We start from the raw sequence: 21,435 nt of genomic DNA on the forward strand, positions 1-21,435 counted from the left end.
TTTTATGACCCCCACCGAATTTAAACAAGTCGCTTAGCCTCTGCTAACGACTGGCTTACCGAATGGGGAAGCGTACACCACAGCCTTAAACATTACTTTAACGGCAACAGACAAAACATTGTCAGTATATGAAAAAGCCTTGAAATCCTCTAAGGACAAGACGCTTGTTTTATCAAGAACCGCTATTTGGTCTGCAATAAATTTATCATCATACACTCTAACCAGGCTGCTCTTGACCGCTTTTTCAAGAAAATCTTCATACATGCGTATCTGAGGCAAAGACAGATTTTCTTTTCCATGCAATAAATCTATTCCAATCGCTGCGCGGGCTTGGTCATTCAATTCTTGTACTTCCAGTTGTTGCGCTAGAAAGTCATAATCCTCATTTAATTTAAACTGAATGATATCAGCGATTTTTCCTAATGCCGCTGCGGCGGAAATTCTTAGTGCGCGTTTCATCTATTAGAACTTAAATTCTATTGCATCAAACTCGCCGTCCTGCAAATCGAATATTCTATATTCTTCCCCCATTGGGTTGGCTAGCTCACTAACAGGAACCATGCTGAGTTTACTATGAACCTTATTAGCAGGAATGACATAGAGCATCGGCTTAAAGTCGGCTATTTCCGCATTATCGACAATAAAGACGATGCGTTGATAGTCGTCGTCAGTAATTTTCTTTTCAGCCAGCATCGCAGCAGCCCCCTTCTTAATCCCCCTCCGGTTTCGCTCAATCTGGTCACTATGCCTGTCTCTGCTTTTGACGGAATCGCTATAACCTAGGTAGATATGGTGCGGCGATGACGAAACGGCAATATTCTGCATAGGGTCTCGCTCATCCAGTGTCTTGGGATTAAAAACGGGAGAGCACCATATATAGTGCTGCCCGTTATAAAACCGTCGATTAATCATTAGCGAGAGAAAAGAATTGGCTGAGTAGAAAAGCATGCTATCGAGTGCAGGCATAAGAAAGACGGGATGTTGTACTTCTGTTTAGACCGAAAATCTACAGACCACCCATCTGTTAGAGTGGCTTGAGGACTGCCAAACTACAAAGAACCCCCAACTTATAAGGCTCGCTAGCCGCAAAACGGCCACCGTCAACCGCATTCGTCGGTTCCACAGCCGACTGACCATGCCTTACGCTCAGGTGAAGAGCCTCGCACGCCGGCAAGGCATCAAAAAGCAGTGGATAAAAGACGAAGCCTCTACCCCAAAAACCAGGGTAGTCCCCTACCCCTATAATTGGGGTAGCCTACCCCGAATCTTGGGGTAGCCCTACCCTCAGAATTGGGGTAGCCCTACCCCAAAAATTGGGGACTAATACTTACACTTAATCTTTCAGGTAATCTTTCACTAACTCTTCAGACGCGGGCTGCGCCCGGCAAGCCGGTAAGAGTTAGAAAAGCGCAACGATTGCCCCCGCGCAAAAGGTGGCCTATGTCGGCTGCGCCGCACATGAAAAAGCTTTTAGGGCTGGCCTACTTGCTGTCGGGCTTAATGCCGAGGCGCTCCGCTTCGTCAAGCATAAGCAGTCGTACAAGCGCCGAGACCGTAAGGCGGCGCGCTTTGGCGACCTTTTTGAACAATTCTTTTTCGTCGGCTTCTACTTCAATGCTGAGCAGTGGCTTGCGGGACTTGGGCGCTTCGTCGTTCTTCATGCCGCAAAGTTATAAAACAATATAAACACAATACAAGCACAAGAATTTATTTTATGATTCTCGATAAAAACTCTTGTTTTTTTATTGAGAATGTTTATCTTTGTACTGTTCCAAAAGGGAGCGCCCGCACAGATACTAAACGAAAAGAGGCCAGCCGCTAGTAACGACTGACCTCCCGAAAACAGGTGCTAGTAACACCTGAAATCTAAGCGGGGATTTTTCAACCCCCAATGCAAGTACAAATGTACACCCCCGAAACCACCCCCCAAGCCGCTGACCAAGTAAACGGCCTGCGCAACCTCATTCTTGACCTGCTTTTCGGCTCGCCGGTCATCACTGCCAAAGAATGGGCCACCGCCGTCGAGCGCACCAGCAACACGGAAAATACGGCCACCCTGGCGAAATGGTATCGGAATGCGGCGGCTGAAATCAGCCGCCGCGAAGCCGCTGCTGCCCCGGTGGGATACGCCACCAACGCGCAGAAAGAGCAGATTATTCGCCTGCTCAACCATCCGGCCGTGACGCGCCCGAAAAAGACGAAGGTGCTGCTGCGCATCAACCGCTACGAAGCCCGCGAAGCCGCGCAGCTCATTGCCGACCTGACGGCCCTCACCACCGCCCCGGCCCCGAAAGGGGGCGGCGCTGCGGTGGGCGCGTCGGGCGAATTGGTGGGCTTTTCGTTGGTCGCTTAATCACGCCCGGCCATGAAGAGCGCCCTCAAACGCCCGCACTGCAAAGCCCTCGCTCGCCGTGCCGCCCGCCAAGAAGCCGCCGCGCTGACCGTGCGCGCCTCGCATGAGCAGCAAGGGCAACTGCTCTACCTGCTCAACCACCGCGCCGCCCCGCGCCGCCTCAAAATCTGGTTGCTGCTCAATATCAAGCGGCTTAGCGAAATCGATGCCTTACGCTGGATTCTGCGCCTCGCTGCTTGCCCCGCCGCCGAGCCGCTGCTCACTCTCGCCAACTAACACTAACCCCAAGCGGGGCCGGCTTCCCGGCCCCGCCTTTTGGCTTATGCAATTCAACATTCCGGCCGAACACAAAAACGCTTCTGGCGTCTATGTCATTCGCAATACTACCAATCGCAGGGTGTACGTGGGAAGCACAGTAAACCTTCGCAGGCGCTTCAATGGGCATCGGGCGGCACTCATCAGCAACACTCACCACAACGGGCCGCTACAGCGTTATTTTAACAAGTACGGCGCGGGTGGGCTATCCTTCAATTTGCTTGAATTAGTAGCTCTGGATGCTAACGAGCTTGCAAAGGTTGAGCAGCATTATATCACCCTTTTCAATGCAGCCCACCGGAAAACCGGCTTTAACATAGACCCGCAAGTGTATCCCTCCCCTAAGCTGTCTGAATCCACTAAGAAAAAGCTCGCTCGCAAGCGCGGGCCGCTCTCCGAGCAACACAAGCTCAAATTGTCCGAATACGCAAAGGGGCGCACCCCGCCCACGAAAGGCAAAAAGCTTAGCGCCGAGCATCGGGCTAAAATCGGAATCGGTCAGCTAGGGCGCGCCTCGCCAATGAAGGGCCGAAAAGCGTCGGAAGAAACCCGGCAAAAGCTCTCCCTTGCCAGAACAGGCAAAAAACAGTCGCCCGAAACGATAGCCAAGCGCAATGCCAGCCGCCAACGCTATTTTGAAAATCGCCAAGCTAAGCCCGCTCCCAGTTGAGCGGGCTTTTTCGTGGGCACCCATCAGAACACTTTAAAAGCTTTTTCGGAGCGTCAGGCTTCGCGGCTAGCGAGTTAGCAGAACAGCTTGCTCAATAAAAATCGCTGGCTCATACGGACGTGGATACGATACGCGAAAAAAACGCTCTGAGCGTCTGCGATACCGTCGAGTATTATCGGCAGATGCGGGCCAACGCCCCGAAGAAATAGCCACAAAAGCGGCGAGCGTCATTTCTTAGGCATGACGTTCGCTGCTTTACTCGACACCCTTGCCAGCTTCGGCCGGCGCCATCGCCAAATCGGACGCGCTGCGCTGACCGGAACGGGCGAGGCGCCGGCCAATTCTGTTTATCCGCTGCTCTTAGTCGAAGCCGACCCGCTCTGCGAAGGCATGACGCTCGGCATCGACAGCTACAGCATCGCGCTTCAGGTGCTCGACCGCGAGCGCGACCAATACGGCGAGTTTCGGGCCGACGCCGAAGACGTGCCGGCGATGCTGACACGCACGAAGGATTGGGCCGACCAAATCATTCAGCAGTTGCGCGACGAAAACCCCGGCTGGATAGATGGCAACCCCTCATTTCTCGGCTTGCCGCAGTGCGCCGGCACCGACCTGGCTACCGGCTGGCGAATCGAAATGCGCCTGAAGGTGCCGCGCGAGCTGAATCGCGTGACGAATGCTGCCTTCTTCGATGCTGCGGCCCCTGCGCCGGCCGAAGCCCGGCCGCTGAATGATTTCAGCCCGGCCGACATCATTGCCCAATACCTGCGCTTGACTGAGCTGCGCGAGCTGCTCGCCCCTTCCCTGTAATCGATGCCTCAGAACGTCCCCAACTTCAGCGCTCGAAATAAGAGCATCGGTTCGACTGGCCTGACGACCGACGTGAATGCTGACAGCGTGCAAATCGCCGCGATTACGGCTTTTATAAATGGTTTGGAGCCGAGCGCCTTCATCTCTGGCACCTACACGGCCGGGGCTGATGGCGCCCAAACCATCACCGTGCCGAATGCAGTGCTCTTCGGGAGCGTGGGCGTGGAAGGGCCGGGCGGTAGCCTCAACCCACTTGCCTACGGCAGCGGCTACACGCAGGCCGGCAACGTGCTCACTGTGCTCGCGGCGGTCAATGTGAAGGCCGGCGAGGTAATTCTCTTTAGCTATTTGGCCGGCACCGTCACCGCGACCTACGATGACACCCCGTTACAAAATCGACTGAGCGCGGTAGAAAACACGCTCGCCGCTGCGGTAGACGTGTCGGCTGTGTCGGGCGCGAAGCGGGTCGCCGTAGTGCAGGCTATTATCAATTCGTTGGCGCAGACGCCTGCGGGCCCGGCTTTTGTGCTGGATTCCGTTGCTTTCGTTTCAGGCGACCCGCTGACGGGCGCCGACTACATCGGGCGCACCTTTCCCGACATTCGGAATTCCGGCTTGCCCTACGTGTATCGTTGCGACCGGGCCATCGACAGCGCCGGAGTGGAGCGAATTATTTGGTTTCGCCTCAAAATTCAGTAATGGCCATAAAGCTATTTTCCCGCGCGGGCCACCTGCTGAAGCACGCCGGGCGGCTGCTCGCCCGCACCACGGCGCCGCTCTCGCTCTGGCCTGCCGTGGCACTGGTGCTGCAAGCCGATGATTTCCGCATTGAGTACTCGCTAAATCCCGATACCGGAACGTCGGACTTTCTGCGCTACGACGTCAGCGCGGCCGTGGCTTACGGCGGTTTCTACTACCGGGCCGGCCGCATCGGGGCTTACTACCGCATCGGAATTCCGGCCGGCATTTCAGGCGTCAGCATGCAGGGCCACAAAGGGCCGGACGGCGGCGGCTATTCCGTGTACATCAACAATACACAGGTGCTCAGTTTTCCCGGCGTCGATATGTACGCCGACCCGCCCGTTCTCGCCGAGTACTTTCCCGGCCGGCCCCTCAACCGCTTCGACGTGGTGCCCGGCGACGTGGTGACCGTCGAATTCACCGGCCCCAACCAAGCCGTTTTCTGCAATCAAATCACGCTGCATCCCTAGTCCATGCGTTACGCTGAACAAGCCGCCCTTAAACAGCTGGAGCAAGTCACGAATATAGCTGACGCCGATGCGCAGCCAGTAGACGCGCGCCTTTTGGAGCTGGGCGAGAGCATCACCGGCCAAAAAGGACGCATCGGCACGCGAATGCAAAACCGCAACAACGCGCTTCGGCTCGATGCGGTTGAACCGTTGTTGAACACGCTTCAGCAGGCCGTGGGGCTGCTCATCACCAAATCCGACGCGCAGGACGCCCGGCTCACCGACCTGGGCGCGCAGTCCGACTTATTGCGCGCCAACGCGACGGCCACCCGCTCGGCATTGGAAGCCAACACGGCCGCTGATGCCGCCCTGCGCGCCTACGAGGAAAGCAACGCTGCCCGTCTGCTGCTGCTCGAAGCCCGCGTCTCGAAAGATGAGGGGGCGATTACGGCGGCGCAGGCCAAAGCCGACGCGGCGCAGGCCAGCGCTACCACAGCCATCGCCAACGCAGCCACCGCGCAGGCAGCGGCCAACGCCAATACTGCCGAATTGGTCCGGCTCGCCGCCGATGTGGCAAAGCGCCTGCCGGCTGACCTAGTGCAGCGCTTTAGTATCAGCACCCCCGGCGTGACCATTCAGGCGCTCACGCCGGCCACCTTTCCGGTGCCGCTGCCGAAGCCCTTCGCCGATGGCAACTACTTCGTTTTTTTCACTAAGGCCAGCGGCGCGGCGCTGCTGAATGTGCAGCTCAGCGACACGGCCAAAACCGCAACCGGCTTCACGGCTACCATGCAGCAAACCGGCCTTGCCTCGCTGCTTGTAGCAGCCAGCACGGCCGAAGTGCTCGCCGTTCACGCTTAATTTCCGATGCCAGCCCCTTCCCCTATTCGCGACATGCTCGAAGCTATCGGCCTGGCGATGGCTTACGAGATAGTTCGGATTCTCGACGCCAACGGGCGAGAGCCCCTGCGCGCGAATTCGACGCTGAAGAAGCAGCTGCTGTCGGGCGAAGCGGTAAAGGTGACGCAGGGCCGCAGCGCGCGCGGCCGTTTTGAGGGCTACACGGCGAACGCCGCGCTCACGCTGTATGCCCTCGATTATCTGCAATGGATTGACAGCGGCCGGAAAAAGCAGGCAAAGCGAATTCCCATTTTCGCCCTTGTCAAATTCATAAAAGACCGGGGCTTGAAGCTGCGCGATAAGCAAACCGGCCGCTTCAGCCGGCAGCGCGTCCGGCTCAAAGGGCGCGACGGCTCGCCGGCCGTGTCGGTGAATCGCCTCGCCTTCATGATTCAGAATGCGATTTGGCGAAACGGCATCAAGGCCCGGCCCGTCATCGCGCCGGCCTTCGAATTTGGGCAGCACTTAGTCGATTTATACCTCGATGAGCAGCTACTCGACGGCATCGCTTACGACATCGAGCAGCAAATCAATTTGAGCTACATCAGCACGAAAAAGTAATTATGTACCCTTCCGGCTCTGGCTTCCCGCCCGATATTTCCAACCTCGCGCCGAGCTGCGCCGCACCGGGCGGCGCGAGCCGCGTGACGTTTAGCGTCAACAAATCCATCAGCGGCGCCGTGCTGAGCGCTGTCATTACCGACGATGCTACGCTCGCGCCGGTTTGGTCGGATGGCTTCGGCTCGACCGTCAACTCGAAAAGCTTCAGCGTGGACGGGTTGCCCAATGGCGACTATACGCTGACGGCCGACAACGGCGAGGTCGACACGGCGCAGAGCTTCACGGTGAACTGTGCTGCCCCGACGCCGGCCCTGCTGCTCACGCTGGGCAATATCACGCCGGCAACCGGCGCCGTTGCTGCTGATGGCGCGATTGCCTACACGCTGAGCGGTCCGGCCGTGCCTATCACGGTCGAACTGAAACGGGCCGGCGCTACGGTGCAAACCCAAACGCGCGCAGTGGGCAGCTTCAGCTTCCCCAATGTAGCGCCCGGCAGTTACGACCTGTCGGCTTATACGCAGTCGGGCGAGGTGGCCCCGTTGGTAAATGCCGTAGTGGGCGCAGCGGGCGTCAGCGGCTGTACTGACCCCGAAGCCGACAATTACGACCCCAACGCGACGCACGAAGACGGCAGCTGCTTCATCTCGCCCCGGCTGACGCTGGCTGAAGAGCTGCCGGCGTTGGTGGCGAACGGCCGGCCGGTATGGGTGGAATTCAACAGCGCAGAACTGCCGAACGTGGTGCCGGCTGCGGCCGATGCCTTCATCGATTTGACGGCGCTCAGCGGCCTGGCTGGCGTCGAATTGGTGGTAAATGGCTACCGGCTGACGTCGGGCCCGGTGCTGCTGGCGACAAACTTCTTCGACGCGCCGAGCTTGGTCGAAGCCCTGCTCGCAATCAAGCCGCTCGCGGCCGACTACCTCATTCGGCTTTCAAATGATGACGTCGTAAGGCTGACGGCCCGCGCCGAAGGCACGGCCTACAATCTGGACATTACCACCAGCGACGCGGCGCGCATTGATATTGTCTCGCTGCCCGGCGTGAATCGCTACCGCTCACAGGTGCGCGAGCGTTGGGGCTGCTTTGTGGAAGTCTGGGTTGGGGCGCCCGACACCAATCCGAGCACCTACGCCGACCTATACGAAGACGCTTATCGCGACCGATACGGCCGGCTCATTGGCGCTTCAGCCAGCGCCGCCGCGCCGCAGCTCGCGCAGCGGCTTGAAATGAATTACCGCGAAGACAATGCGTATCAGTTTGACATCGCGCCGGCCCTGAAGCAGTTCACCGGGCACGCTTACCCGCAAGTTAACGGCAGCTGTCCCGACCGGCTCTGCTCGTTTTTCCTGAAGTTCGGCGAGATGTACGCCGAAGCCGGCAGCATTCGCCGGCAGCGCACGGCCTACCTGAGCGGCGTTTCGTGGGCGCTCGACGCCGTTGAAATTATGCCCGAAATCGTCGCGGGCCTGCGCCTGCTCACGCGCCGGCCCGGCGTGCGGCGCGTCCTAGCTGCCTCGAAATGCTTTATTCCGACCCTGGGGAGTGTCGATGTGAACCTCGCGCGCGAAACCTTCGACTTCGCCGCGCAGGACTTGGATTCCGAAGACATGACGGCGAATCATGGGCCGGTGCAAAGCAACGGAAACGGCTTTCTTGCCGCGCAGTTGCCCGAAGCCCTGCGCATGGTCACGCAGTTTCGGACGGTAATCGGCACGCCCAACCCTACGGGCGCAATCACCTTCGAACTGACGGCGCAGGGGCGTGAGCTGACATTTGCCAACGGGCAAGGGGGCTTCGATACTTTTCTTTTCGAGGGCATTCGCGAGGAAATAACGAAGCGCAGCACGGCCACCGTCACCACCTCGACCGGCTCGGCGACGCGCAGCGCCGAAATACCCGAAGCCTTCCGGCTGCATTCGGGCTTGATGACGCGCGCCGAGTTTATCTGGCTGCGGCGCGAGTTGGGCAACTCGCCGAATGCTTGGCTCGAAACGCACGCCGGGCCGGTGCCGGTCTCGCTGCTCGCTTACACCACTGAAGCCGACGAAGTGCTCGGCACTTATACCGTCGCGGTCGATTTGGAGCCCGAAGATTCCACTATTTACGGCGTCAGAAACTAATGCGCGCGCTTTCTCTTTCTTTTTTCGGGCTTCAGGCTGACTTGCCCACCGTCACGAAGGGGCTAATTCGACTGACGCAGGCCCGCGCGGCGCTCGCCGAGCTCAGCGGCCGCAACGGGGAATTTAGTTGGCCGATAACCTTGCCCCCAACCCGCAACAATGCGCGGATTTTTGGCGTCTCGGCGCTGCATTCGTTGGGGCTCGACAAGTTTACGACCGTCGATTTTCCTTTCGAGCTGCGCTGCGCGGGCGAAATCTTTACCGGCACCTTCCGGCTGACGTCGATGCGGGCCGGCTATACCGGCAACCTCATCGGTACGGCGTATTCATGCCCGGCCGAAATCGGCGATAAGAAGCTGACCGACCTGAAGCTCGCCCCGGTCGCTTACGACGGCTCGCAGCTCGAATCGATTCTCGCGCTCGACTGCGACGGCTCCGACATTCAGTTTCCCTTGCTCAGCTTCGGCAATTTCTACGCCCCGCCCCGCCCCGTCACGCAGCTCGACGGCACCGAAAAAGACGAAAGCCTGCCGGCTCAGGCGCTCATCGACTACCCGCTGAGCGTCGATGACTACGCGCCGTCTGTGTATTACCGCAACGTGCTTCAGCAGATATTTACCGATATTGGCTGGACACTGACGGGCCGCGTGCTCGATGAGCAGCTTTGGCGCGAGACCGTCATCGCCCCGGCCGGCAGCCGGCCGGAAAGCGCTTGGCCCTGGGGCACGCTGCTCAGGGCCGAAGCGCAGCAGTCGGCCGCTATCCTGGGGCAATATTGCTACTATGGCGCCGGCACCGGCAACGGCTATACGAATACGGCCGTCGGCTTTGCCAACCCCGGCGAGGCGGGCAACATCAACGGGCACGACATGGCCGGCGAGGTGGCCTTTCTGCCCGTCAGCACGCCGGTCGCGCTGTCGGGCGGCACCCGCGCGCTAGACACGACCGCAGCGACGTACATCGCCCCGCGCGCCGGGCTCTATTCGTTCGAAGCGAGCTGCTCAATCGCGTCAGGTCATCAGTTGGTGCAAAGCGTGGCCGGTGCCCTGGCGACGCCGACGATGCGCGCCGACTTCTCGAAAATCCTGCTCTGCCTCTTCATTCGGCGCGGGGGCGAAAGCTTCGACGCGAGCTGCCTGCGGCACGGTGCCGTAGTTGACCCGCTGCAAATTCCCGACTTCGTGAACCTCGCCGGCTCTTTCGACGGCGCCGGCAACATCGGCGGGCAGTCGTTCGACCTGGCTGCCGATGACGTTTATCTCGATGCCGGCGACTCGCTTCAATTCTGCGTCATGGTGCGCCGGCAGCTCATCGACGCGCCCGAAAACCGCAGCTACCTCGCCCGGCGCGAGTTTGTGCTCAACTTCAGCGCTGCGCGCTTTGCCTGCACAGCAGCCGAAGGCGAGACGCTGCTCAGTCCAGCGCTCTTTTTACCGCCTCTGGCTCAGCGCGACGTGATTCGCGACTTTATGCTTCGCACCGATACCGTCGCCCTGGCTGACGCCGGCCGGCGCACGGTCGCGCTGCTGACGCGCGATGAGCTGCGCAAGGCTGCCGGCAAGCCGCTCGACCTGACGCACCTCATCGACCCGCAACTTATGGAGTACACGCCGGCAGCCGGGGCCGGCGTGGGCGCCGTCGTGTTTGGCTCGGCGCAAAACAGCGAAGAGCCGCTTCCCGCTGGCCTGTCCGACGTGGTTCGGATTATCGTCGGGCCCGGCGCGACTGAGCAGCGCATCGACTCGCTTTTCGCGCCGGTCGCGCTGCGCTCCTACCTGATACCGCAGCCCGGCACCGTGCCGGCGCGCGCGGCCGTGCCGACGATGAGCACGGCCGACGTACTCGCGCAGCCCCTGGCTGAAGTCGCGCCCGACGTTTCAGGTCAGGCGCCGCGCCTGCTGCGTCATCTCGGCGTGCTCGACGGCGTGACGGTGCCCTTCCAAACCCGGCGCGTCAGCTTGGCTCGCGCCGAGTGGGCCGACGCCCTGCGCTTCGACGGCCCGGCCGGCGCCGTCGCGACCTACTACCCGGCCACCGTCGCGCGCCTGCTCAGGGGGCACGTCGGGAAGGCGCCCGTCAGCCTGACGCCGGCCCTTTACCGCGCGCTCACGCCCGGCCGGGGCGTCATCATTGCCGGCGCCGAGTACGCCGTCGAGACCGTCAGCGGCTTCGACATCGCCGATGAAGCGGCTGAAACGACCCTTGAATTAATTCGTGAGATGTAACGCATTGCTAATAAATACGATACGAAATTGCAAACAAAAAAGGACGATTTAGCATTAATTTACTGCTTTATTACTCTCCGGCAAAACAAAAAATGAAATGAAAATTACTCTAAATACTAAGTTTAAATCATTAAGCCCTTTCCAAAGCGAAGAGTTGAGTGATTTTACAATCATAACTGGCAAAAACGGCAGTGGCAAATCACAACTGGTTGAGCTTATATCACCTTTTGACAATATTCAGCGACAACAAAACCCTGGAGGCATTAAGGCACAAATTCAGCCACCAGTGACAAGAGTTCAAGTCGAAGGCATAGTAAAGGATTCAGGCATGGTCTTAAATCATCAGGACTGGCTAAATATTATTGCTCCGAAGGCACAAGCATTCCTTCAACTTCAACCACAAGTAAGAGCGCTCTATAAATACATTGGAGACCATGATTTAAAGTTTAAAGACAGACTCCCATTATCAACCAAACCTCAATATATCAAGCTACTTCTTGATGCTGGCGATGTAATGAAAATCCAAATTCCTCATTTGGGTAATGTGATAAGCAGGGTTCGCAGCATCAATAACAATCAACCACTTTTTGAAAGCAGTATTACACAAATCGAAAACACTGTTTTTCAATCTGTCAAAACAGAGCGGAATCCGTGGATTTTTCAACTTGTGAGCTATATGTGTAAAATTACTGGCAAAAAACTTGACGACATCACACAGGCTGATTTTTTTAAATATCCTATCCCTGAATACATTCTTGATTCAAACGAATTATTCGAATCAAAAATGGATATGGTATTCTATAGCTATGCTAAGAGAAGGGACACAAATGCAAGAGCGTTTTTCGCAAAAAAAGAGTATGGCGAGACAAACAAATCTATTTCAGACAAAGATTTTGTTACCACTTTTACCCCACCGTGGACGTTGATTAATCAACTTCTCAATACTCACGATATCGATTTCAATTTCACAGGAATTGAAAGGGCAGATTTTTCATCTGATGTCCAAGTAGAATTTCAACTAAAGAAAAAGACTACAAATGAAATAATTACATTATCCTCACTTTCTTCAGGAGAAAAAATAATTATTGGCCTTATTATTAAGTTATTCACTAGCGAGTATTATGGGAGTAATTTGGCGTTTCCAGAGTTATTCATCCTTGATGAGCCAGATGCACACCTGCACCCAGAAATGTCCAAACTATTATTAGATGTATTGGAGAAAACCTTTGTTAACAAATATGGCATAAAGGTCATTATTACTACGCATAGCCCTTCAACAATAGCATTGGCTGATGAAAAGCACATATATCAGCTGAAAAACGGCGTAAACAGTTCTCTGAAGAAAATATCCAAAGATGAGGCGTTACAAATTTTAACAGGTTTTATTCCTACCCTTAGTATCGATTACAAGAACCATAGACAGGTATTTGTTGAGAGCCCTACAGACGTTACGTATTATCAGACTTTGCACAACAAGCGTGCTCAGGAAATAGCGCCTATTCATAAACTATACTTCATCTCAAATTCGCTTGGCAAGGGCAATTGTGACCAAGTGTATGAAATCGTAAAACAACTTAGACATTCAGGCAGCAATACAGCTTACGGCATTGTTGATTGGGACCTTAAGAATGAAGCAACAGACCATGTAGAGGTGCATGGAGCAGGAGAGCGGTATAGTGTTGAGAATTTTTTACTTGACCCTATTTACGTAATATGCTTATTGATTAATAATAACGCCGATGGCATACTAAATGATATTGGGATTGATAATACCTATAATCAATATTCAATAGGCAACGAACAAACAGACCAAATTCAAAAATTTGTTGAGTATTTCTTCATGAAGTTTGAAGGTCGTTTTCGTGTTTACAAATACGAATCTAAAAAACTGCCTATCGAATACCTAAATGGAAAGGTAATCGAAATACCTGAATGGTATTTAAAAATGCAGGGTCACGAGATTGTCGCCAAAATAAAAGAGGTTTTTCCCGCACTGGGAAAAATACCTGCTTATAAAAACGAAGGAATAGTGCAGCACGATTTAACCATTATAATGGCAAAGTCTTACCCATTTGTTCCGTTGACTTCAGTAAGCTTAATTGATAAATTAACAGGAACGTCGGCTAAGCGCTAAACTAAGTAGGCACCTTTTGAGCTTTCCAACTAAAAAGCCCCGACCAATGAGGCCGGGGCTTTTTTACTTCTGGCTTCGGGCCCGCCATTCTTGACTACCCTCGTCGCCTCCATCCTCAAAGGCGTCATCGTATTCGGCCTGCGGCCCCTCGTCAAAATCGGGTTGCCCCTCGTCGGCATAGTCTACATCTTGCGCCTCGTCAAAGTCGGGCAGCTCTTCTCGGTCTAGTTTTACGGTTGCCATAGTAGGTAGCATTTGAGATTTATGCTAAGATAACTAGTGCTAACGTGAATGGCAAGGAAAGAGCGGGGCGACTCAGCTAATCGCTGTTCGGATGCTTCAGCAGCGGCGCTCACCACGTCGGCCGACTGCTCGGCAGCATCGACCGGCATGAAGAGCACGGCGAGCAGGTGAGGCGCGCTGAGCACCGGGGCCGCAGCATTCTCGCGAATGAAGTCGAGCAGCGCTTCGAGCTGACCGGCGTCGAATAATAGCCGATACACAGCGCGGCTTAGCTTATATTGGCAGTGAATAAGCGCAATCTGCCGTGCGCAGAATGCAACCCCGCTTTTTATGGATATTAATTTGACTTCGGCCAAAGACCTGCTTGCAAGCACAAAACCACTAGTTGACCCCATTCTTGCGGTCTTGTTAGCGCCTAAGATAAAAGCAATAGAAGGCTTCCTGCGCAAGAGAGGAATAGACAAAAAGCTTTCTGAAGCGGCAATTGAAGAGAGTTTTCGCGCTTACTTAACTAGGGCTTACCAAAAGTTTTGCATTATGAATATTCTGGTTTTCCCAAACCAGCAAATCATAATTAAAGATATTTATCAGCCATTGACGCTAGTTTCAAACAAAGACCATCGGTCATTCAAAATCAATGCGTTTGAGCGAGGCTATATAGAGCCATACGAACGCATATTGCTGTCTGATACTGCTGGCATGGGTAAATCCACTTTGATGAAATGGATTGGCGCCTCGATTATTGAACAAAATTTGTCAATACCGATTTTAATAGAATTAAAAAGGTTGGGCGATAAGCATAAAGTCATCGATGAAATTTGCACTCAACTAGGGGATATTTTTGGGGATTTTGATAAAGAGGTTATCGCGCACCTAATAAATCAAGGAGAATTCACTTTCCTGTTAGACGGTTTTGATGAAGTTCGTAATGAATATAGAGGGGCAGTTATTGAGGACATAAAGGATTTTATTCAAAAGTCCGGAAATAATTGGTATATACTAACTTCTCGGCCAGAGTCTGCATTAACTGCATTTGGAGATTTTCAAGTGTTTAATATTAGGCCTTTAACGCCTGATGAGTCATATCAACTAATTAAGAAGTACGATGGCGTAAATCTTAATAAGGTAGGTGACCAACTCATTAGAGATATCAAAGGCAAGCTTGCCCAAGTGAGAGAGTTTCTGGTCAATCCTTTCTTGGTTTCGTTATTATATAAAACATATACCTATAATAAAGATATTCCTTCAAAAAAAACAACTTTTTACGAAGAGGTTTACGGTGCACTTTATAAGCATCACGATTTGTCAAAGGATGGTTTTAAGAGGAATAAAAAGTCGGGCTTAGATTTTCAAGACTTCAGAGCTGTTGTTAATCAGCTTGCTTTTGATACAGCAAAAGCAGGAGAAGTTGAGTACTCAGAACAAGAGCTAATAAAGTTGCTTGATGATGTTAGGCCAAAATGCGCAGGCATAACTTTTAAAAGCAGTGATTTTGCTGAGGACATTGAGCTAAACGTCCCTTTGTTCAACCGTGAAGGGAATGTATTAAAATGGGCACATAAGTCCTTACAAGATTTTTTTGCAGCTTCTTATATTAGTGCTTCGGCTAAAAAAGAAACTATTGTAGAGCTTATATACAAGTCGCAGAGAAGTAATTATCTTAATATAATCGATTTTTTGTTTGAAATGGAATATAAGTTAGTACGTAATATTATACTTTACGAAATCGCTCAGTCGTTTATTGACTTTTGTGATAACTCTTTCAAGAATTTGTCCGGTATATCGCGGGATTTAATTCGAAAAAGACAAGAAATAGCTTTTGATGTTTCTTCTGCATTCATTCGAGTTGATAATGAAGACCTTTTTGCCGATGATAATCATTTGAGTCTGAAAGAACGATTGCACATTAAAAGGAACGAGCGTTTATTTGGATACAATTTGGCCTCAAATCCAGAATCAAATGACCAATCTCTGCATGCATCGGGAATGTCTTTTAGGCACGAAGTAATTAATATCCTTTTTAAAAAAGGTCTAAGTATCGTAAAACCATTATCTCTGGCAAAACAGCCAGTAGATGAGATACTTTATTCCATCCCTTTGGATACAGCTTTTGTGTTTGATGAAAGAAAAGAAAATCCATTGAATGAGCGCAAGCAGTTCAGTGATTTCACTGATTTACTTAAAAACGACAGAAGAATAACAGGCAGCGATTTGTGTCTACTTGATTATGATGCTTGCGTTCAACTGGTTAAATTAGTTGATGAAAGCAAAGCTTATGAAGAAGAAAAAAGTGAACTTGATGGGTTGTAACTTACAATCGATTGAATCATAAGAATAGCTGCCAATTTACGAAAAAGCCCCGACTCATTCGAAGGCCGGGGCTTTTTCGGTGGCAAGGCAAGCAACTCTACGCTTCTATTATCCCGGCTTCGCCGCCTCCAATTTTCTTGACCGGCGCTTGCATTGCTGATAGCATATCAAATAGCACAGCGGGCGTTTTTAGCAAGCCAGGGTTCTTGTCAAGTAGTTGAGCCAATTCCGGCGAAACCGTTTCAGCCATGATGGCGGGCAGGCCGTTGCGCGACACTTTCACGACGAGCAGCGAGCCCAACCGCAAAACCGCTTCATCGACGCCATTCAACGAACTGATGAGCGCAGCGGCGGACTCAGCCAGCTTGCCGGTCGCTTCGGCGGCGGGCAAGGTGATGTGCTGCGTTTCTAACGCCAGTTTGCCCTTTTGAAGGGCTTCGGCGGCGGCGGCCTTGCCCCGGCCCTTGAAGAAGTACTTCAGGTCTTGAAAAAACGAGCCAAACACCGGCTCGTCTTTGGTTTCTAATTCAAACCCCATCGCTTCCATGAAATCGCCGACGGCGTTCTGGATGCGTTCGATGTCGAATAGTTCCAAGTGCTCTTGTGGCAACCCGATGAATACATTCGTTTCAATTCGGGGGTTTCCCATCAAGATATTTGTTGAAATAAGGGCGGAAGATTCAAACGCCTTGAGGATATCGCCCGATACCACAACATCACCCAACCTCAGGAGGTCGCCCTCGATTTGGTAAGCGGTAGGAGGACCTAGCTCTATTGACTTAATTACGGTCATACCGCTGTCGATGGGAAACACGTTGCCCATCTGAGTATTTTGCAGCAAAGCCCTCGCCAACGCCTGCGATTGCACCTGACTCAATTCGATTGAATTGGTAGCGTCCGCTTCGATGCGCAGCGTATGAGCCTGCTTTTCGGCGTCGTACAACACGTAAAATGCGACTGCTCCATTAAAAATCTGAAACTTGAGCTGCGTATTCATAAGTTTTTTATTAAAATTTAATATTTTTCCAAGAAACGAGCAGGGACGAGGGGTTAAAAACGCCACTCGCGCCTAAAGTCGGCTAGACTGCGGTACGTCTTGAGCTTGCCAGATGGGGCAGCCAAAAGGATGCTCACCGCCTGGCCCTCTGTTTGGGTCAGCAAGGTGTACTGCTGGCCGTTGACGTAGCCGTCCTTCCCGTTGGGTCCGATGTAAACTGCGGAAGTAGTCATTACGCTGATGAGATTAGTGCCCCCTCAGTTCGCTTTCAACTACCTCTTTAAAAGCAGGACAGCAGATGTTCTCCACTCGTATTTGAAAGCCGTCGGCTTGCGGCTCTATCCGTGGTTCTGGTACGGTACTGTGCTCGGCGCACGATACGCCCGCGAGCCGCTCCCTGGCTATGCCCAGCGCTTTTTCCTGCGCTAAAGCCGTCATGCGTGCTACCAGTTTATCCGGGTCAAGGGAACCGCTTTTCTGAATACTAATCTTAAAGCTCATAATTCATCTTGGTTAAAGTGAGCAACTAAGATACTCAGCAGCGATTCATCGGAGCAACGATTACTCCGCGCAAAGTGGCCTATTTAGGCTGCGCCGCGGATTCTAGCTTTTAAGGTTGGAAGACGCTCAGCGCCGTATCGCCCGCTCCACCGCGCCCCGAAGCCTTTCGCGGCCCAGGCGCTCGGTTTCGGTTGGGTGCTGCTGAAGGTAACGGTCGGTCAGGTAGTCAGCAAAAGCATCGGACGCTAGGGCATCGCGCAGACCGCGCGGGACACGCACGGCGCAAGTGCGCTTGCCCGATAAGTCCTGTTGAAAGGTGAAGGTCAGCGGGTCAGCAGCGGGGTCTTCCAGGCAGATGCCGATGATGAAGGTGGCGTTGGATTCCATGATTCATTGGGTTACCACCATTCATGATTGCCCCCATGCTTGCGAAAGAGTGTTTCTTTCAGCTCGGCGATGAAGCGCTGAATCTCTGATGAGTGCACAAACTCGTAATCTTGGTGAAACTCGGCATTGTTCTCGGAAACTCTAAACACGGGCACCGTCAACAATACCGCTGCATCTCCCTCAAATAGCATCTGCTTCGCCGGCTGGTTGTCCCAATGCTCAAATCGAAACCCCATATCCTCTAAGCTGTGCAGGGCATGCATCAAGGCCGGGGAGGACTCGGGGTTTACTTGGCGCTTTCGATAAGCGTAGATTAGCTTGCGTAACTGCTTTAGAATCGCGTACTCGTTTTCATCGAGCGGCAGTTCAAATCGGACGTGAGCGTAGTGAGCCGCAGCTTCTTCGATGGTCATGCCTACATAGGGAAAAACGATGCTGCCAAGCTACACAGAAAGGCGCCTTTGTCTGCGGTCGGCAACGATATATCGTTTGACGATTGCCCCGCACTCGCTCGCTACGCTCACTCAGAAGCCTATCGAGCTTCGCTCCGATGGATGGGCAACGATTGGCTTTTAAATAGTTTTTTTAGCACAACTATCAACTATTCATAAACAATTAATACATTTGCAGCGTAATAAATGCATTATGAAAACGCAAGACATCAAAAAAAGACGCAAAGCATTGGGATGGAGCCAAGCTGAGCTAGGGGCAAAAATTGGCATTACCAACGAAACAAGCGCTAAAAGCCTGTTTTCTAAATATGAAAAGGCAGATGCCCCAGCCGGGCTTGTGAGTGAAGAGCGCCTTGCGGCCATTGATAAAGCCCTTTCTGACGAAGAGCAGTTGCGCCGTGATTTTGAAGCGTTTAAGGCAGGGAGAGCCTCAAAATAAAAGTACGTATTAGTACGTATTTTGAGCCTTCGGGCTCTTTTTTGTCGTGGTTACTATCAACTTTTAGTTGTTAGTTACGTATATTTGTACAGTTCCAAAAGGGAGCGCCCGCACAGACCCAAACGAAAAGAGGCCAGATGCTAGAACATCTGACCTCCCGAAAACAGGTGCTAGAACACCTGAAATCTAAGCGGGGATTTTTCAACCCCCCCACACACCACAAATGTACACCCCCGAAACCGCCGCCCAAACGGCCCAACAGGCAGCCGCGCAAGTAAACGCCCTGCGCGCCCTCATTTTAGACCTGCTCTTCGCCTCGCCGGTCATTACCGCTCAGGAGTGGGCAACGGCTGTCGAGCGCACGAGCAACACGCTCAGCGTCGCCACCCTCGCCAAATGGTACCGCAACACGGTGGCCGAAATCGCTCGGCGCGAAGCCCAAGCGCAGCCGGTTACCTACGCCACGAATGAGCAGAAAGAGCAGATTATTCGCCTGCTCAACCACCCGGCCGTGACACGCCCGAAAAAGACGAAAATCCTGCTGCGCATCAACCGCTACGAAGCCACCGCTGCCGAGCAACTCATTGCTGACCTGACGGCCCTCACCACCGCCCCGGCCCCGAAAGGGGGGGGGGGCGCGCGGGTGGGCGCGTCGGGCGAATTGGTGGGCTTTACGCTGGCTGCTTAATTCGGCCCGGCCATGAAGCGCACCCCCGCCCGCCGCCACGCCGCCCGCCAAAAAGCCGCCGCGCTGACCGTACTTGCCTCCAATGAGCAACAAGGGCAACTGCTCTACCTGCTCAACCACCGCGCCGCCCCGCGCACCCTGAAAATCGGGCTGCTGCTCAGCATTCGCCGGCTGCGCGAAATCGACGCGCTGCGCTGGATTCTTTTTCTCGCCGCTTGCCCCGTTGCGGAATGAACCGCGCCCCCTGGATAGCACAGCAGCACGGTCGAAAGGCCGTGCTGTATGTCGTGCGCGTGTACGGCAACGGCGAGGCGTTCTGCAAAATCGGCATCACGTTCGACCTGACCCGCCGCTTTTCGCGCCTGCGCTTCGCGGGCTACAAGTGGCGCACGTTGGCGAGGTTTAGCAGCTACAACGCGGGCAAGGTCTTCGACTTAGAGCAGGCGCTTCACCAACGCTTTGCGGCTCTGTCTTACGTGCCACTGCTGCCGTTTTCGGGCGAAACGGAATGCTACGGCGACGCGGCCCCGATACTAGCGGCCTTGCCCGCAAAGACGTTTTTCTTAAAGCCCACGATTGATATTTAAGGTCATGCAATTCAACATTTCAGCCGAACATAAACACGCTTCGGGCGTGTACATTATCCGCAATTCGATAAATGCGAAGGTTTACGTCGGCAGCGCGGCGAACTTTTGGAAGAGGTATCAAAAGCACGTTAGTAATCTCACTATCGGCAACCATCACTCACAGCCCTTTCAGCGATTTTCTAACAAATACGGAAACGGCTGCATGAGCTTTGAACTACTCGAAGCGGCCCCTTCCACGAAAGAGGAACTGATATGCTGCGAACAAAAGTGGATAGACTTTTACAATGCGGCAAACAAAGCGCAAGGATACAATATGGCCCCGGCCGCTGGTTCTTTGCTGGGATATAAGCGCCCATTCAAAAAGAAGGGGCCGCTATCTGAAAAAGTTAAGCAGCTACTCTCGGAGCACAGAAAGCAGAACCCGATTATCCTCAATCCAGAGCAACGCGAGCGGCAACGGGCGGCGGTCAGCGCAGCCGCTAAGCTGAAAAAAGGCAAGCCGGCCACCCCGCGAACTGCCGAGCAACGCGAGCGGCAACGGACAGCAGTAATCGCAGCAAATACAGGCCGGAAAATGAACCCCGAATCTGTGAGAAAATTATCAGAAGCCCGTAAAGGCAAGAAGCGTGACCCCGCAGTGGGCGCAAAAATTTCGGCAGCGTTGGCAGCAAAGAAGGCGCAAGGTGCTACACTAGGACGGCCCAAAGGCGTAGTATTCACCGCAGAGCATCGGCAGAATATATCGGCAGCGTTGGCAGCAAAGAGGGTGCAGCAGCCTCAAGTTTCATAAACAAAAAAACCGGCCGTGAAAGCCGGTTTTTTGCGTTCTGCGAGCAGTAAAAGCCAATCGTTGCCCGTTCATCGGAGCGCAGCTCGATAGGCTTCTGAGTGAGCGCAGCGAGTGAGTGCGGGGCAATCGTTGGGGGCAGGCCTGCGCATAAGAAAAATCTTGGACTTATTTGTCGCAACTTGTAACAACTTGTAAAAAATTTTATCATTGATAATGAACACGTTAAAAATATTATTACTGGTAATAATATTGTGCTTTTATCAAAAGTCTTGACGTTCTCGTACCTTTGGCTTAAGTAAAGAGCAAAAAAAAGAGGGACGGTGTGCTCCCAGCACAGCGCCCCTCCGGGTCACCTACTTCAGCAGAAAATTGACAAGTAGTGCAAGTAAATAAGCACCTAAAGCCGTTCCAGCAGCTTTGAAAATGCCATTTACTAGTCCTAACAGTGCCGATTCAGCAGCTTTAGACAGTAACCCTTTCTCGCTCTTAGTGTCCATGATAGAGTACTAGATGATTAGGGAGTTGAACCATCCCTCACATCTCGAAACCCCGGTTGTTTCCAGCAGCCGGGGTTTCTCCTTTTTAGGGGAGCAACTTGGCGGAGGACATACCATTTGCGAGTTGAACAAAGATACTACGTCATTTCGTGGGTTTTACTAGACAGTAGTACCATCAGTGCCACTATTTTCAGGATTCGTCCTCATTGGCGCCTTTGGGTTTGGTTGCTGCTTCTTTTCATTGAAGGTTTTGGCTGGGTGAATTG

General features: G+C 53.3%; 28 protein-coding genes. 18 read left to right on the forward strand and 10 right to left on the reverse strand.

Annotated features, from left to right (window positions below; genetic code table 11):
- Nucleotides 1-33 precede the first annotated feature (33 nt).
- From Q5H92_RS21710 to Q5H92_RS21720, 3 genes are all read right to left on the reverse strand, one after another.
- Entirely contained in the window at nt 34-459 is a 426-nt protein-coding gene (locus Q5H92_RS21710) for a hypothetical protein (protein ID WP_305013662.1), read from the reverse strand.
- Nucleotides 460-462: 3 nt separating this feature from the next.
- The gene (locus Q5H92_RS21715; protein WP_305013663.1) at nt 463-966 is read right to left on the reverse strand and encodes a hypothetical protein; all 504 of its coding nucleotides are present in this window, start codon (nt 964-966) and stop codon (nt 463-465) included.
- Between the two features lie 515 nt (nt 967-1,481).
- On the reverse strand, nt 1,482-1,661 hold the full coding sequence (locus Q5H92_RS21720; protein ID WP_305013664.1) for a hypothetical protein: 180 nt from the start codon (nt 1,659-1,661) through the stop codon (nt 1,482-1,484).
- Between the two features lie 230 nt (nt 1,662-1,891).
- On the opposite strand from Q5H92_RS21720, the gene Q5H92_RS21725 reads away from it, so the two are divergent.
- From Q5H92_RS21725 to Q5H92_RS21780, 12 genes are all read left to right on the forward strand, one after another.
- Nucleotides 1,892-2,353 carry a hypothetical protein gene (locus Q5H92_RS21725; protein ID WP_305013665.1) on the forward strand — a complete coding sequence of 154 codons (462 nt, stop codon included), beginning with the start codon at nt 1,892-1,894 and terminating at the stop codon, nt 2,351-2,353.
- A 12-nt stretch (nt 2,354-2,365) separates the two neighbouring features.
- Nucleotides 2,366-2,629 (forward strand): hypothetical protein, encoded by a 264-nt coding sequence (locus Q5H92_RS21730; protein ID WP_305013667.1) that lies wholly within the window; start codon nt 2,366-2,368, stop codon nt 2,627-2,629.
- A gap of 46 nt (nt 2,630-2,675) precedes the next feature.
- Complete coding sequence (locus Q5H92_RS21735; RefSeq protein ID WP_305013668.1) at nt 2,676-3,338, forward strand: NUMOD3 domain-containing DNA-binding protein; 663 nt, start codon at nt 2,676-2,678, stop codon at nt 3,336-3,338.
- Nucleotides 3,339-3,578: 240 nt separating this feature from the next.
- The gene (locus tag Q5H92_RS21740; protein WP_305013669.1) at nt 3,579-4,148 is read left to right on the forward strand and encodes a hypothetical protein; all 570 of its coding nucleotides are present in this window, start codon (nt 3,579-3,581) and stop codon (nt 4,146-4,148) included.
- 3 nt (nt 4,149-4,151) lie between these two features.
- Nucleotides 4,152-4,847 carry a hypothetical protein gene (locus Q5H92_RS21745; RefSeq protein WP_305013670.1) on the forward strand — a complete coding sequence of 232 codons (696 nt, stop codon included), beginning with the start codon at nt 4,152-4,154 and terminating at the stop codon, nt 4,845-4,847.
- Nucleotides 4,847-5,359: a hypothetical protein gene (locus Q5H92_RS21750; protein WP_305013671.1), complete on the forward strand. Its 513-nt coding sequence runs from the start codon at nt 4,847-4,849 to the stop codon at nt 5,357-5,359. Before Q5H92_RS21745 ends, Q5H92_RS21750 begins: the two co-directional genes overlap by 1 nt.
- 3 nt (nt 5,360-5,362) lie before the next feature.
- Nucleotides 5,363-6,199 carry a hypothetical protein gene (locus tag Q5H92_RS21755; RefSeq protein WP_305013672.1) on the forward strand — a complete coding sequence of 279 codons (837 nt, stop codon included), beginning with the start codon at nt 5,363-5,365 and terminating at the stop codon, nt 6,197-6,199.
- 33 nt (nt 6,200-6,232) lie between these two features.
- Nucleotides 6,233-6,799 (forward strand): hypothetical protein, encoded by a 567-nt coding sequence (locus Q5H92_RS21760; protein WP_305013674.1) that lies wholly within the window; start codon nt 6,233-6,235, stop codon nt 6,797-6,799.
- 2 nt (nt 6,800-6,801) lie between these two features.
- The gene (locus Q5H92_RS21765) at nt 6,802-8,919 is read left to right on the forward strand and encodes a hypothetical protein (protein ID WP_305013675.1); all 2,118 of its coding nucleotides are present in this window, start codon (nt 6,802-6,804) and stop codon (nt 8,917-8,919) included.
- Complete coding sequence (locus Q5H92_RS21770; protein WP_305013676.1) at nt 8,919-11,144, forward strand: hypothetical protein; 2,226 nt, start codon at nt 8,919-8,921, stop codon at nt 11,142-11,144. The genes Q5H92_RS21765 and Q5H92_RS21770 overlap by 1 nt, the downstream gene beginning before the upstream one ends.
- A gap of 97 nt (nt 11,145-11,241) precedes the next feature.
- Nucleotides 11,242-13,278 (forward strand): AAA family ATPase, encoded by a 2,037-nt coding sequence (locus tag Q5H92_RS21775; protein ID WP_305013677.1) that lies wholly within the window; start codon nt 11,242-11,244, stop codon nt 13,276-13,278.
- A 90-nt stretch (nt 13,279-13,368) separates the two neighbouring features.
- Complete coding sequence (locus tag Q5H92_RS21780; RefSeq protein WP_305013679.1) at nt 13,369-13,506, forward strand: hypothetical protein; 138 nt, start codon at nt 13,369-13,371, stop codon at nt 13,504-13,506.
- Nucleotides 13,507-13,508: 2 nt separating this feature from the next.
- Here Q5H92_RS21780 and Q5H92_RS21785 read toward each other — a convergent pair whose 3' ends face one another.
- Entirely contained in the window at nt 13,509-13,781 is a 273-nt protein-coding gene (locus Q5H92_RS21785; protein WP_305013680.1) for a hypothetical protein, read from the reverse strand.
- 70 nt (nt 13,782-13,851) lie between these two features.
- On the opposite strand from Q5H92_RS21785, the gene Q5H92_RS21790 reads away from it, so the two are divergent.
- Nucleotides 13,852-15,831: an NACHT domain-containing protein gene (locus Q5H92_RS21790; RefSeq protein WP_305013681.1), complete on the forward strand. Its 1,980-nt coding sequence runs from the start codon at nt 13,852-13,854 to the stop codon at nt 15,829-15,831.
- 97 nt (nt 15,832-15,928) lie between these two features.
- On the opposite strand, the gene Q5H92_RS21795 is transcribed toward Q5H92_RS21790, so the two are convergent.
- The 5 genes from Q5H92_RS21795 to Q5H92_RS21815 form a co-directional block, all read right to left on the reverse strand.
- Nucleotides 15,929-16,828, reverse strand: coding sequence for a hypothetical protein (locus Q5H92_RS21795; RefSeq protein ID WP_305013682.1), 900 nt, complete (start codon nt 16,826-16,828; stop codon nt 15,929-15,931).
- A 53-nt stretch (nt 16,829-16,881) separates the two neighbouring features.
- Nucleotides 16,882-17,061 carry a hypothetical protein gene (locus Q5H92_RS21800; protein WP_305013683.1) on the reverse strand — a complete coding sequence of 60 codons (180 nt, stop codon included), beginning with the start codon at nt 17,059-17,061 and terminating at the stop codon, nt 16,882-16,884.
- A gap of 13 nt (nt 17,062-17,074) precedes the next feature.
- Complete coding sequence (locus tag Q5H92_RS21805; protein ID WP_305013684.1) at nt 17,075-17,329, reverse strand: hypothetical protein; 255 nt, start codon at nt 17,327-17,329, stop codon at nt 17,075-17,077.
- Between the two features lie 126 nt (nt 17,330-17,455).
- Nucleotides 17,456-17,716, reverse strand: coding sequence for a hypothetical protein (locus Q5H92_RS21810; RefSeq protein ID WP_305013685.1), 261 nt, complete (start codon nt 17,714-17,716; stop codon nt 17,456-17,458).
- A gap of 11 nt (nt 17,717-17,727) precedes the next feature.
- Nucleotides 17,728-18,129 carry a hypothetical protein gene (locus tag Q5H92_RS21815; RefSeq protein ID WP_305013686.1) on the reverse strand — a complete coding sequence of 134 codons (402 nt, stop codon included), beginning with the start codon at nt 18,127-18,129 and terminating at the stop codon, nt 17,728-17,730.
- A gap of 232 nt (nt 18,130-18,361) precedes the next feature.
- Between Q5H92_RS21815 and Q5H92_RS21820 the strand changes: the two genes are divergently transcribed.
- The 5 genes from Q5H92_RS21820 (at nt 18,362) to Q5H92_RS21840 (ending at nt 20,672) form a co-directional block, all read left to right on the forward strand.
- The gene (locus Q5H92_RS21820) at nt 18,362-18,607 is read left to right on the forward strand and encodes a helix-turn-helix domain-containing protein (protein WP_305013687.1); all 246 of its coding nucleotides are present in this window, start codon (nt 18,362-18,364) and stop codon (nt 18,605-18,607) included.
- 223 nt (nt 18,608-18,830) lie between these two features.
- Nucleotides 18,831-19,295, forward strand: coding sequence for a hypothetical protein (locus Q5H92_RS21825; RefSeq protein WP_305013688.1), 465 nt, complete (start codon nt 18,831-18,833; stop codon nt 19,293-19,295).
- Between the two features lie 12 nt (nt 19,296-19,307).
- Nucleotides 19,308-19,529 (forward strand): hypothetical protein, encoded by a 222-nt coding sequence (locus Q5H92_RS21830; RefSeq protein WP_305013689.1) that lies wholly within the window; start codon nt 19,308-19,310, stop codon nt 19,527-19,529.
- Nucleotides 19,526-19,882 (forward strand): GIY-YIG nuclease family protein, encoded by a 357-nt coding sequence (locus Q5H92_RS21835; RefSeq protein WP_305013690.1) that lies wholly within the window; start codon nt 19,526-19,528, stop codon nt 19,880-19,882. The genes Q5H92_RS21830 and Q5H92_RS21835 overlap by 4 nt, the downstream gene beginning before the upstream one ends.
- A 4-nt stretch (nt 19,883-19,886) precedes the next feature.
- Nucleotides 19,887-20,672, forward strand: a complete 786-nt coding sequence (locus Q5H92_RS21840) for a GIY-YIG nuclease family protein (protein ID WP_305013691.1) — start codon at nt 19,887-19,889, stop codon at nt 20,670-20,672.
- Between the two features lie 353 nt (nt 20,673-21,025).
- Here Q5H92_RS21840 and Q5H92_RS21845 read toward each other — a convergent pair whose 3' ends face one another.
- Nucleotides 21,026-21,169, reverse strand: coding sequence for a hypothetical protein (locus tag Q5H92_RS21845; protein WP_305013692.1), 144 nt, complete (start codon nt 21,167-21,169; stop codon nt 21,026-21,028).
- Between the last annotated feature and the right edge of the window lie 266 nt (nt 21,170-21,435).

It is taken from the genome of Hymenobacter mellowenesis (assembly GCF_030581005.1).
In the GTDB taxonomy this organism is placed as follows: domain Bacteria; phylum Bacteroidota; class Bacteroidia; order Cytophagales; family Hymenobacteraceae; genus Hymenobacter; species Hymenobacter mellowenesis.

Excerpts from the sequence above, each read along its gene's own strand:
- Q5H92_RS21710 (WP_305013662.1), bottom strand. The coding sequence starts at position 459 with ATGAAACGCGCACTAAGAATTTCCGCCGCAGCGGCATTAGGAAAAATC.
- Q5H92_RS21715 (WP_305013663.1), bottom strand. The coding sequence starts at position 966 with ATGCCTGCACTCGATAGCATGCTTTTCTACTCAGCCAATTCTTTTCTC.
- Q5H92_RS21720 (WP_305013664.1), bottom strand. The coding sequence starts at position 1,661 with ATGAAGAACGACGAAGCGCCCAAGTCCCGCAAGCCACTGCTCAGCATT.
- Q5H92_RS21725 (WP_305013665.1), top strand. The coding sequence starts at position 1,892 with ATGCAAGTACAAATGTACACCCCCGAAACCACCCCCCAAGCCGCTGAC.
- Q5H92_RS21730 (WP_305013667.1), top strand. The coding sequence starts at position 2,366 with ATGAAGAGCGCCCTCAAACGCCCGCACTGCAAAGCCCTCGCTCGCCGT.
- Q5H92_RS21735 (WP_305013668.1), top strand. The coding sequence starts at position 2,676 with ATGCAATTCAACATTCCGGCCGAACACAAAAACGCTTCTGGCGTCTAT.
- Q5H92_RS21740 (WP_305013669.1), top strand. The coding sequence starts at position 3,579 with ATGACGTTCGCTGCTTTACTCGACACCCTTGCCAGCTTCGGCCGGCGC.
- Q5H92_RS21745 (WP_305013670.1), top strand. The coding sequence starts at position 4,152 with ATGCCTCAGAACGTCCCCAACTTCAGCGCTCGAAATAAGAGCATCGGT.
- Q5H92_RS21750 (WP_305013671.1), top strand. The coding sequence starts at position 4,847 with ATGGCCATAAAGCTATTTTCCCGCGCGGGCCACCTGCTGAAGCACGCC.
- Q5H92_RS21755 (WP_305013672.1), top strand. The coding sequence starts at position 5,363 with ATGCGTTACGCTGAACAAGCCGCCCTTAAACAGCTGGAGCAAGTCACG.
- Q5H92_RS21760 (WP_305013674.1), top strand. The coding sequence starts at position 6,233 with ATGCTCGAAGCTATCGGCCTGGCGATGGCTTACGAGATAGTTCGGATT.
- Q5H92_RS21765 (WP_305013675.1), top strand. The coding sequence starts at position 6,802 with ATGTACCCTTCCGGCTCTGGCTTCCCGCCCGATATTTCCAACCTCGCG.
- Q5H92_RS21770 (WP_305013676.1), top strand. The coding sequence starts at position 8,919 with ATGCGCGCGCTTTCTCTTTCTTTTTTCGGGCTTCAGGCTGACTTGCCC.
- Q5H92_RS21775 (WP_305013677.1), top strand. The coding sequence starts at position 11,242 with ATGAAAATTACTCTAAATACTAAGTTTAAATCATTAAGCCCTTTCCAA.
- Q5H92_RS21790 (WP_305013681.1), top strand. The coding sequence starts at position 13,852 with ATGGATATTAATTTGACTTCGGCCAAAGACCTGCTTGCAAGCACAAAA.
- Q5H92_RS21795 (WP_305013682.1), bottom strand. The coding sequence starts at position 16,828 with ATGAATACGCAGCTCAAGTTTCAGATTTTTAATGGAGCAGTCGCATTT.
- Q5H92_RS21800 (WP_305013683.1), bottom strand. The coding sequence starts at position 17,061 with ATGACTACTTCCGCAGTTTACATCGGACCCAACGGGAAGGACGGCTAC.
- Q5H92_RS21805 (WP_305013684.1), bottom strand. The coding sequence starts at position 17,329 with ATGAGCTTTAAGATTAGTATTCAGAAAAGCGGTTCCCTTGACCCGGAT.
- Q5H92_RS21810 (WP_305013685.1), bottom strand. The coding sequence starts at position 17,716 with ATGGAATCCAACGCCACCTTCATCATCGGCATCTGCCTGGAAGACCCC.
- Q5H92_RS21815 (WP_305013686.1), bottom strand. The coding sequence starts at position 18,129 with ATGACCATCGAAGAAGCTGCGGCTCACTACGCTCACGTCCGATTTGAA.
- Q5H92_RS21820 (WP_305013687.1), top strand. The coding sequence starts at position 18,362 with ATGAAAACGCAAGACATCAAAAAAAGACGCAAAGCATTGGGATGGAGC.
- Q5H92_RS21825 (WP_305013688.1), top strand. The coding sequence starts at position 18,831 with ATGTACACCCCCGAAACCGCCGCCCAAACGGCCCAACAGGCAGCCGCG.
- Q5H92_RS21830 (WP_305013689.1), top strand. The coding sequence starts at position 19,308 with ATGAAGCGCACCCCCGCCCGCCGCCACGCCGCCCGCCAAAAAGCCGCC.
- Q5H92_RS21835 (WP_305013690.1), top strand. The coding sequence starts at position 19,526 with ATGAACCGCGCCCCCTGGATAGCACAGCAGCACGGTCGAAAGGCCGTG.
- Q5H92_RS21840 (WP_305013691.1), top strand. The coding sequence starts at position 19,887 with ATGCAATTCAACATTTCAGCCGAACATAAACACGCTTCGGGCGTGTAC.
- Q5H92_RS21845 (WP_305013692.1), bottom strand. The coding sequence starts at position 21,169 with ATGGACACTAAGAGCGAGAAAGGGTTACTGTCTAAAGCTGCTGAATCG.